Origin of the sequence: Streptomyces sp. MUM 2J (genome assembly GCF_022414535.1) — a bacterium.
In the GTDB taxonomy this organism is placed as follows: Bacteria; Actinomycetota; Actinomycetes; order Streptomycetales; family Streptomycetaceae; genus Streptomyces.
Window position 1 is genome coordinate 299,431 of the sequence record NZ_JADWYM010000005.1, and the last position, 8,573, is coordinate 308,003.

General features: G+C 73.7%; 7 protein-coding genes. 4 read left to right on the forward strand and 3 right to left on the reverse strand.

The window, feature by feature from the left end:
- Window positions 1-23 precede the first annotated feature (23 nt).
- Together I3F54_RS07805 and I3F54_RS07810 are read right to left on the reverse strand one after the other, a co-directional pair.
- A complete protein-coding gene (locus I3F54_RS07805) occupies window positions 24-827 on the reverse strand; it encodes a hypothetical protein (RefSeq protein ID WP_240117883.1) in 804 nt (267 codons plus the stop codon).
- A gap of 369 nt (window positions 828-1,196) precedes the next feature.
- Window positions 1,197-2,744, reverse strand: coding sequence for a DUF2252 domain-containing protein (locus I3F54_RS07810; RefSeq protein ID WP_240117884.1), 1,548 nt, complete (start codon window positions 2,742-2,744; stop codon window positions 1,197-1,199).
- A gap of 567 nt (window positions 2,745-3,311) precedes the next feature.
- On the opposite strand from I3F54_RS07810, the gene I3F54_RS32495 reads away from it, so the two are divergent.
- From I3F54_RS32495 to I3F54_RS07825, 3 genes are read left to right on the forward strand one after another with little or no spacing between them, the layout of a single operon-like run.
- Window positions 3,312-4,151, forward strand: coding sequence for a hypothetical protein (locus I3F54_RS32495; protein ID WP_374205870.1), 840 nt, complete (start codon window positions 3,312-3,314; stop codon window positions 4,149-4,151).
- Window positions 4,152-4,210: 59 nt separating this feature from the next.
- Entirely contained in the window at window positions 4,211-5,398 is a 1,188-nt protein-coding gene (locus tag I3F54_RS07820) for a DUF6545 domain-containing protein (RefSeq protein ID WP_240117885.1), read from the forward strand.
- Window positions 5,395-6,819 (forward strand): NAD(P)/FAD-dependent oxidoreductase, encoded by a 1,425-nt coding sequence (locus tag I3F54_RS07825; RefSeq protein WP_275675808.1) that lies wholly within the window; start codon window positions 5,395-5,397, stop codon window positions 6,817-6,819. Before I3F54_RS07820 ends, I3F54_RS07825 begins: the two co-directional genes overlap by 4 nt.
- 23 nt (window positions 6,820-6,842) lie before the next feature.
- Here the strand turns inward: I3F54_RS07825 and I3F54_RS07830 are convergent, their stop codons facing one another.
- Window positions 6,843-7,100 (reverse strand): hypothetical protein, encoded by a 258-nt coding sequence (locus tag I3F54_RS07830; protein WP_240117886.1) that lies wholly within the window; start codon window positions 7,098-7,100, stop codon window positions 6,843-6,845.
- Window positions 7,101-7,498: 398 nt separating this feature from the next.
- Between I3F54_RS07830 and I3F54_RS07835 the strand changes: the two genes are divergently transcribed.
- On the forward strand, window positions 7,499-7,762 hold the full coding sequence (locus I3F54_RS07835) for a GntR family transcriptional regulator (RefSeq protein WP_240117887.1): 264 nt from the start codon (window positions 7,499-7,501) through the stop codon (window positions 7,760-7,762).
- The last annotated feature ends 811 nt before the right edge of the window (window positions 7,763-8,573 follow it).

Sequence of the window (8,573 nt, forward strand, 5' to 3'; positions counted from 1 at the left end):
GGACGCGCCCGCGGCGACGACGCCTACGGCTGCCCGGCCAGCGTGCTCAGCTCGTCCTCCCGCGCGGAGACGTCGCCCAGCAGTTTCTCGGCGATCTCCTCCAGCAGGCGGTCGGGGTCGTCCGGGGCGAGCCGCAGCAGGGACCCGATCGCGCTGCCCTCCAGTTCACGCTGGAGGGCGGTGAGCATCTCCTTGCGCCCGGCCAGCCACTCCAGGCGGGCGTACAGCTCCTCGGCGCGGCTCGGGCCGGCCTCCTTCGGTGCCGGTCCGGCGGCCCACTCCTCGGCCAGCTCCCGCAGCTCGGTCTCGTCACCGCGGGCGTAGGCGGCGTTCACGCGGGTGATGAACTCCTCGCGCCGCCTGCGCTCCTCCTCCTGCTGGGCCAGGTCGGGGTGGGCCTTGCGGGCCAGTTCCCGGTAGAGCCGACGGGCCTCCTCGCTGGGACGGACCCGCTGCGGGGGCTGTACCGGCTGCTCGGTGAGCATCGCCGCCGCCTCCGGGAAGAGCCCGTGGCCGTCCATCCAGCCGTGGAACAGTTCCTCGGCCTCCGGCATCGGCAGCAGCCGGGCGCGCAGTTCCTCGGCCTGGCGCCGGTCCTCGGGGTCCCCGGTGCGAGCGGCCCTGGCCTCGGCGATCTGGGCGTCCAGCTCCTCCAGGCGGGCGTACATCGGGCCGAGCCGCTGGTGGTGCAACCGGGAGAAGTTCTCCACCTCCACGCGGAAGGTCTCCACCGCGATCTCGTACTCGATGAGCGCCTGCTCGGCGGCGCGCACGGCCCGCTCCAGCCGCTCTTCGGGCCGCGGCTGCTCACTGTCCGGGGTCGTCATCCGAACAGCCTAGCGCTGCACCCCGGCCACGGCCGGGGCACGACGGCCCGGCGCCCAAACGGCACCCGCCCCGGCACCCGGCGAGCACCCGGCGCGGCACCCACTCCGATGCCCGGCAGGCACCCGGCGGGCGACCCGACCCGGCGAACGGTGTCCCCGCTTCCCGAACCGGTCGCCGCCGAGTCCCTGCCGCCGGCTGATCGGTACCGCCCCCCGGACCACCCCGAGCGCCGCGGCCCGAAGAGCGGCACCGCGCCGCCCGCCGCACGGGCGGGCGGCGCGGCCGGAATCCGCCGATCCACACCGGCGGACGGGGCCGCTGCACCGTGGCGGGCAGCAGCGTGACCGCAGCGCCCGGGGATGCATGACCTACACGCCCGTCTCTGCGGCGACCCGCCCCGACCGGACCGCGGCCAGCAGGTCCGCGTGGTCGGCCTCGGTGCGGTCGGCATAGGCGACGGCGAAGGCGGACACCGCCTCGTCCAGCTCGTCGTTCTTGCCGCAGTAGCCGGCGAGGAGGCGTGGGTCGGCGCTGTGGGCGTGGGCGCGGGCCAGCAGCGCACCGGTCATCCGGGCGTAGTCGTCGACCTGGTCGGCGGCGAGCGCGGCCGGGTCGACGCTGCCCTTGCGGTTGCGGAACTGCCGGACCTGGAAGGGGCGGCCGTCGACGGTGGTCCAGCCCAGCAGGACGTCACTCACGACCTGGATGTGCTTCTGGCCCAGCACCACCCGGCGCCCCTCGTGGCCGGCGGCCGGAACGTCGAAACCGGCGGCGGCGAGGTGCGGCACCAGCACCGAGGGCCGCGCCTCCTTCACCTGGAGCACCAGCGGCTCGCCCCGGTGGTCCAGGAGCAGCACGACGTAGGAGCGGGTTCCCACACTGCCCGTGCCGACGACGCGGAAGGCCACGTCGTGCACCGCGTGCCGGGCCAGCAACGGCAGCCGGTCCTCCGGGAGCGTTCCGACGTAGGCCTCCAGGGATGCCGCCACGGCCGCGGCCTCCCGGTCCGGCACCCGGCGCAGCACCGGCGGCGCGTCGACGAAACGGCGCCCGCCGTCCTCGGCCCGCTCGGTGGACTTCGCCGCGAACCGGCCGCTGGTGTTGGCCCGCGCCTTCTCCGAGACCCGCTGCAGCGTGCCCATCAGGTCGTGGGCGTCGGCGTGGGAGACGAGTTCCTCGTCGGCGATGGCGTTCCACGCGTCCAGGACCGGCAGCCTGGCCAGCAGCCGCAGGGTGTGCCGGTAGGCGCCGACCGCGTCGTAGGCCGCCGCACGGCAGGTGTCCTCGTCGGCGCCGGCCTCCCGGCCCGCGAGCACCAGCGAGGCGGCGAGCCGCTTCAGGTCCCACTCCCAGGGGCCGTACACCGTCTCGTCGAAGTCGTTGAGGTCGATGACCAGACCGCCGCGTGCATCGCCGTACAGGCCGAAGTTGGCCGCGTGGGCGTCGCCGCAGAGCTGGGCGCGGATCCGGGTCATCGGCGTGCGGGCCAGGTCGTACGCCATGAGGCCCGCGGAGCCGCGCAGGAACGCGAACGGCGTGGCCGCCATCCGGCCCACCCGTATCGGCGTCAGCTCGGGAAGGCGGCCCCGGTTGGACTCCTCGACCGCGCTCACCGCGTCGGGGCGCCCGGTGTCGAGGTCGAGCTCCGCGTGCGCCGCACGGGGCACCCGAAGGCGCAGCGCCTTGCCCTGCGCCTTCGGCGAGCCGGCCGGCCCGGCACCCGTGCCGGGCCACTCGGCGAACCCGCGCACCCGCGGCAGCCGCCGCACCACGGCCCCCGTCGAGCCCGGTGTCCCCGGCAGCCCCGCGGGGCCCAGGGCCCCCGACAACCCTGCCGCGCCCGATGGCTCCGACGACTCCGGTGGCTCGGCCGGGGGCGCGTCGCACCCGTCCACCGTCACACCTGTATCGGTCATTCCGACCGCCTCCCCCGCACTCACCCGCGCACCAGGACGAACATCAACTGGCGCCGACCGTACCGCCGGCGGCGGAAACGCGTCAGACCCTGTGGACAACTCGCCCTCGCGGACCGGCTCCCGCCCGGCCACCGGGTTTGCGCGCACGCGCCGAGAGCACCGGCAAAGCGGCAAGGCCGTCACTGCAGGTACGACGGTCCGGAATGCGCGCGGTTCCTTCCCTCCGGCGAAGGCAGGTGATGCCGACCGGCGCGATTCGGCCGATGTGAAGCGCCCATTCCTGTTCGGTGCCGGCCCGCACCCGGCAGACATTCGCCAACACCCCTTGATTCACGTTGAGTTGACAAAGTCCCGGAGCGTAGGGTGTCGGCTCCGTGCCTGCGTCGGATCCCTCGTGGAATCCCCTGTGGCCGGCACGGGCTAGCGCGTGCACCGGAGTGCGAGGCCCGATGCCTTCCGCCGAGGAACCGTGAGTGAACGGCGCTCGATTCGAGTCGTCGGGATACTCGACAGGCTCGACGCGACGCCGAACGCACCACGGGACCGCGACGACGGGGAGGCAGACCAGTGACCGCAGAGGCGAGGGCGATGCGGCGCCTCAGCGCCCGGCTCGTCGAGAACCTGACGTTGCCCCCGGGCGGCGGGGACCTCGTCCCCGCGCTCGGTGAGGCCCTCAGCCGGGTGCGGGGCAGACCGGTCCGGCTGCGCGGAGCGGCCTTCCCTCCCCTGACCGCGAGCGGGCTCTGGGTGGACCGCGTCGACCACGACCTCATCGTCTACGAGGAGAACACCGAGCCGGAGCACCAACTCGTGATCATCGGCCACGAGGCGTGGCACATGTTCCAGGGCCACTGCGGCGACGTCACGCACCACGGTCCCGTCGCGTCCCGCGCGGCGGGCGACGGGACGGCGGCCGTTCTGGCGGACGTCGTGGCCTCGGTCACCACGCCGGAGGCGGGTCCACCGCCGACCGGGGCACGCGGGCCCGCGGAAGACGGACGAGAAGAGCACGCCCGGCCCGCTGATCCCGGGCCCCGGGCCCCGGGGCCCGCCGGATCCCGGACCCCGACGTCACCGGCCGACCGGCCGAGTTCCGCCCCTTTGAGGTCCGCACCGCCGGGTGCCCCGAAGACCGGGCCGGCCGAAGCGAAGGCGGCGAAGACAGCCGGGTCGGCACGGGCGAGGACCACGAAGCCGAGGCACGCCACATCCGTGTTCGCCGCCTTCCCGTTCACCGCGCGCGGCGCCACCCGCGAGGCGGACGAGGAACGCGACGCGGAACGGTTCGGCTTCCGGTTCGCGACCGACGTGCAGAGGGCGCTGCACGAAACCCGCCCCCTGACCGAGGCGCACGACCTGGCCGGCCGCATCCAGGCCTCCATGGTCCACCGCATCCGCCGGATCTGATCCGCCGGTCCCGGCCCCCGCAGCGCGCCCGTGCCCGCCCCGAGGAGGAGAACAGCAAGGTGACGTCCGGGCCGGGCAGTCTCATGTACTTCAGCAGCGGGGCGGCTCTGCTGCTGGTCTGCGCGGTGAAGGTGCCCGCGCTGATCCAGCGACCGCACGACGCACTGCTGCGCGCGGCCTGCAGACTCCTCTTCGCGGGCGGATGCATCATGTTCCTCGCCGCCCCGGACACCATCGTCGCGCTCAACCGGCTGACCGGGATCACCAACTTCTCCGCCCCCGTGGTGTACGCGACGCTGACCGCGTACTCCGGTTCGAGCCTCGTGCTGATCATCCACTGGCGGCCGGCGCCCGCGGAGCAGACCCGGCGCCTGGCACGCTGGTGCACGGCCTTCTACGGTCTGGCGGTCCTCGCCGTCTTCCTGCTGTTCGCGGCAGGCAGCACGCCCGTGGAACAGATCACGCTGTTCGACACCTACTACGCCAACACGCCCTTCATCCGGGAGATGATCGTCACCTGTCTCGTCGCCCACGGTGTCGCGGCGACGGCCAACATCTGGCTGTGCCTGCGCTGGTCACGGCAGATCGGCGGATGGCTCCGCGCGGGTCTGCGGCTGCTCGTCTCGGCCTACCTGATGCACGTGTCGTACGACATCGCCCGGCTCGTCGCGGTGGCCGCCCGATGGTCCGGCCACGACCTGGACGTCCTGGTCGACCAGGTCTCTCCCCGGTTCGCCGCCCTGTCCGCCTTCCTCGGAGCCATCGGCTTCGCGCTACCGCTCGCCGGCCCGCGGGTGGCGGAGACCGTGCGGGCCGTGCGCCGGCTGCGGCAACTGGCTCCACTGTGCGGCCTCCTGCAGCACGTGCCCGCCCCCGGTGCCGTCCGCACGCTGTTGTCGTGGTGGCGCACCCCGCCGACCGTGCTCCTGACGAGCCGGAAGACGGCCCTGTACGACGCTCTCCTGGCGCTGACGCCCTACTGCGACCCCGCGGTGCGCGACGCGGCCCACCGGGCGGCCCTGCGCTCCGGCGACGACGAGACCCGAGCCGCGGCCGTCGCGGACGCCACCATGATCGTCACCGCGGTGGAGCGGCAGCGTGCCGCACCGGGCCGGCTGCCGGACCGCACCCGCCCCTCGCCGTGGCGCTCACCGGACCTGATCCCGGTCTCCCGGGCGCTCGCCTCACCCGTTGTCCAAGGCATCCACCGGCACGACCGTGCCCCCGCAGGAAGCAGCAGGCCATGAAGGAAACCCCGGGCCGGAGCGCTGCACGTGCCGTCGTCGTCGGAGGCAGCATCGCCGGGATGCTCGCCGCCGCCGCCGTCAAGGACCACGTCGGCGGCGTCGAGATCATCGAGGCCCACGACCTGCCCGAAGGCCCTGGACCGCGGGTGGGCGTACCCCAGGCGGCGCACCTGCACCTGCTGCAGTCCGGCGGCGCCGAGGCGATCGACGGCCTCCTGCCCGGCGCCCTCGACCAGTTGCTGGCCGAGGGCGCGCACCGCATCCCGATGACCACGAACACGGTCATCCACTCCCCCGAGGGCTGGTACCGCCGCTGGCGGCGGTCCACCCACTACCTGATCGCCGCCAGCAGGGACCTGACCGACCACGTGGTCCGGGAGCTGGTGCTCAAGGACCCGCGCGTGCGCGTGCGCCCCCGCACCAGGGCCGTCGGGCTGCTCGGTGACCGCCGGCAGGTCACCGGCGTGCGCCTGCACGGCGACGGGCCGGGGGAGACCGAGCTGACGGCCGACCTCGTCATCGACGCCTCCGGCCGGGCGTCCCACGCCCCGCGGTGGCTCGCCCGGCTGGGCATCGGCGGCCTGCGGCAGGACCGCATCGACTCCGGGCTCGTCTACGCCAGCCGGATCTACCGCGCCCCGGTCCCCACCCGGGACTGGCCCATGGTCGCCGTGAACGCCGACCCCCGGCTGCCCCGTCCCGGCAACGCCGGGGGCATCCTGCCGATCGAGGACGACCGCTGGCACGTCAGCCTGATGGGTGCCCCCGGCGGCCGGCCCACCCGCGACGCCGACGCCTTCGAGCCGTTCGCCCGCACCCTGCGCCACCCCGTGGTGGCCGACCTCCTCGCCCACGCCGAGCCGCTCACCGGGGTGAGCGTCACCCACAGCACGGCCAACAGCCGTTCCTACTACGAGCGCCTCGCCTCCTGGCCGGAGGGCCTGGTGGTGCTGGGCGATTCCGTCGCGGCCTTCAACCCGATCCACGGGCAGGGCATGTCGGTGGCCGCGCAGGGCGCCGCCGCGCTGCGCGACCTGCTCCGCAACGGCCCGGCCGGCGGACCGTCCGCGGGACTGGCACGCCGCGCCCAGCGGGCCATCGCCCGCCCCGTCGAGGTCGCGTGGGCCCTGGCCGTGGGCCAGGACATCCGTTTCTCCACCACCACGGGCAGGAGCCCGGGTCCCGCCGACCGTCTCCTGCACCGGTACGTCAGCCGCCTCTCCCGCACCGCGACGGGATCGTTCCGCGCCGCGACGGCCCTGACCGACGTCCTCACCCTCCAGGCTCCGCCCTCCACCCTCGTCAGGCCCGGCGTCCTCCTCGCCGCTGCCGTCGGCCCACTGCGCCCCCAACTGCACGGCCCGCCGCTCACCGCGGCCGAACGCCACCTCCTGGACACCGCGCGGAAACGCCCCCGGTGACCCGGCCGGACCTCCCCGCACCGTCACTCCCCGTCCGCCGCCATGATGCCCACGCACTCTTCGAGTGCCGAGTGCAGCGGTGCCACGAGAGCGGCGAGTTCGGCGTCCGACGCCTTCCCCGCCTCCAGTACGGCGCCGACGACCACCGCCAGCGCGGCGGCGGACCTCAGGGCGTGCGCGTCGGCGAGCGCCTCCAGGAAACCGCCGGACCGCGCCACCACGAACGCCTCTTTGCCGGTGGCCGGGTCGACGCCGACGCTTCGAGGGGGCCACGCGCTCATACGGCGGCCTCCCACGGGACGTGGTTCCGGGCCGGGGTGGCCGGAACCGCCGCCCGGTGCCGCTGGCGCCGGAGGCGCCGCCGGTCGCGTTCGTCACGCTCGCGTTCCCACAGGACGACGTAGGGCCGGACCAGGCGCTGCCCGTCGTCGACGACGACGTCCGCCGGACGAGGACGCGGCGGTGTCGGCCGCTGCGCGGGGGCGGACGGCCGGGAGAAGGTGAGGGGCGGTGGTGGCGTGACGGCCCGATGCGTACCTCGGGCGGGCAGGAAGAGGCTCCCGGCGAGGAAGTAGCCGCTTCCCGTCGGGGCCGTTCTGTGTCCGAAGCTCAGCTTAAACGCGGATAACCGCAGATAACCACGAATGCGCAGAATGCCACGGTCACCCACGCTGAAACCATGGACCTTGATCGCACGCGCCCACTGTGGCGGCAGATCGCAGCGGAGATCATCCGCCGCATCGAGGACGGCGTGTACCCACCGGGAAGCCGCGTGCCGTCCACGCTGGAGATCGCCCAGGAGTTCGGCGTCGTGAACGCGACGGCGGCGAAGGCCATGCGGTACGTACGGGAACAGGGCTGGACACGGGGTGAGGTCGGTCTGGGGACCTTCGTGGCCGATCCCCTGCCGCCAGTTGCCGGAACCCCGGGACCCCCTGCCTAGCCGAAAACCGCCCCGGGGGCCGCCTCTTGGCCCCTCTGGGTCGCGTCACCCGCCCTTGAGAGCTTCCTCACAAGCCACCCGCGGCCCGCGAGAGCGACACCGGAGATCCACGCCCGAAACCCGGACCGTCGGCGCCCCTACCGGCAGTCGGGCGCGTGGTTCCGCTCACACTTCTGAACACGCGAAAGCCCCCAGGTCCGAGACCTGGGGGCTTTCGGCTGGTGGGGCACCGACGAAACGTACTGTTTAGCGGTAACGCAGGAGCCTACGGAGATCGTTTCCCACACTGATGGAGACCGTTTCCCGCCGCCCTGGTCAGCAACACACCGAGACCACTGCGATGAATGCCGTCGCGTTGGTCTTGGTCGGGCACCACAGCCCGTCGGCCGCGACACCGACTGCTGGCGACCTCCTCGCCACACTAGAGTCTTTCGCAGCCACGCCGTCGCCCAGCCAGCCTTGTCGACGTCACACTGGCTGACGCGAGAGCCAGGACGAGCCTCGGCGTCACTCGCTCGCCATGGCCGCCATCGGTCGGAAGCGGAGAGGTCGACACACCTTGGCCGTCGCTCACTCCCCTGGTCACTCGAGCGACAAGATCGCGGACGTCTCATCGGTCACGAGCACCCCTTACCCGCAAGGTCGGCGCCACCCCGCCCAGCGACTGTCAGATCGCCGCTGACGTGCACGAGCTCCTCCGAGGGCATCAGGAAGGCTGCGGAGCGCCGTCCCGTCACCTCAACCCCAGGGGCCCGGCAAAGTCGTTGGTCATCCGGTCAGGAGAAGGTTGATGGGGCGGTCGGTGTCGCGG

Excerpts from the sequence above, each read along its gene's own strand:
- I3F54_RS07805 (WP_240117883.1), bottom strand. The coding sequence starts at position 827 with ATGACGACCCCGGACAGTGAGCAGCCGCGGCCCGAAGAGCGGCTGGAG.
- I3F54_RS07810 (WP_240117884.1), bottom strand. The coding sequence starts at position 2,744 with ATGACCGATACAGGTGTGACGGTGGACGGGTGCGACGCGCCCCCGGCC.
- I3F54_RS07825 (WP_275675808.1), top strand. The coding sequence starts at position 5,395 with ATGAAGGAAACCCCGGGCCGGAGCGCTGCACGTGCCGTCGTCGTCGGA.
- I3F54_RS07830 (WP_240117886.1), bottom strand. The coding sequence starts at position 7,100 with ATGAGCGCGTGGCCCCCTCGAAGCGTCGGCGTCGACCCGGCCACCGGC.
- I3F54_RS07835 (WP_240117887.1), top strand. The coding sequence starts at position 7,499 with ATGGACCTTGATCGCACGCGCCCACTGTGGCGGCAGATCGCAGCGGAG.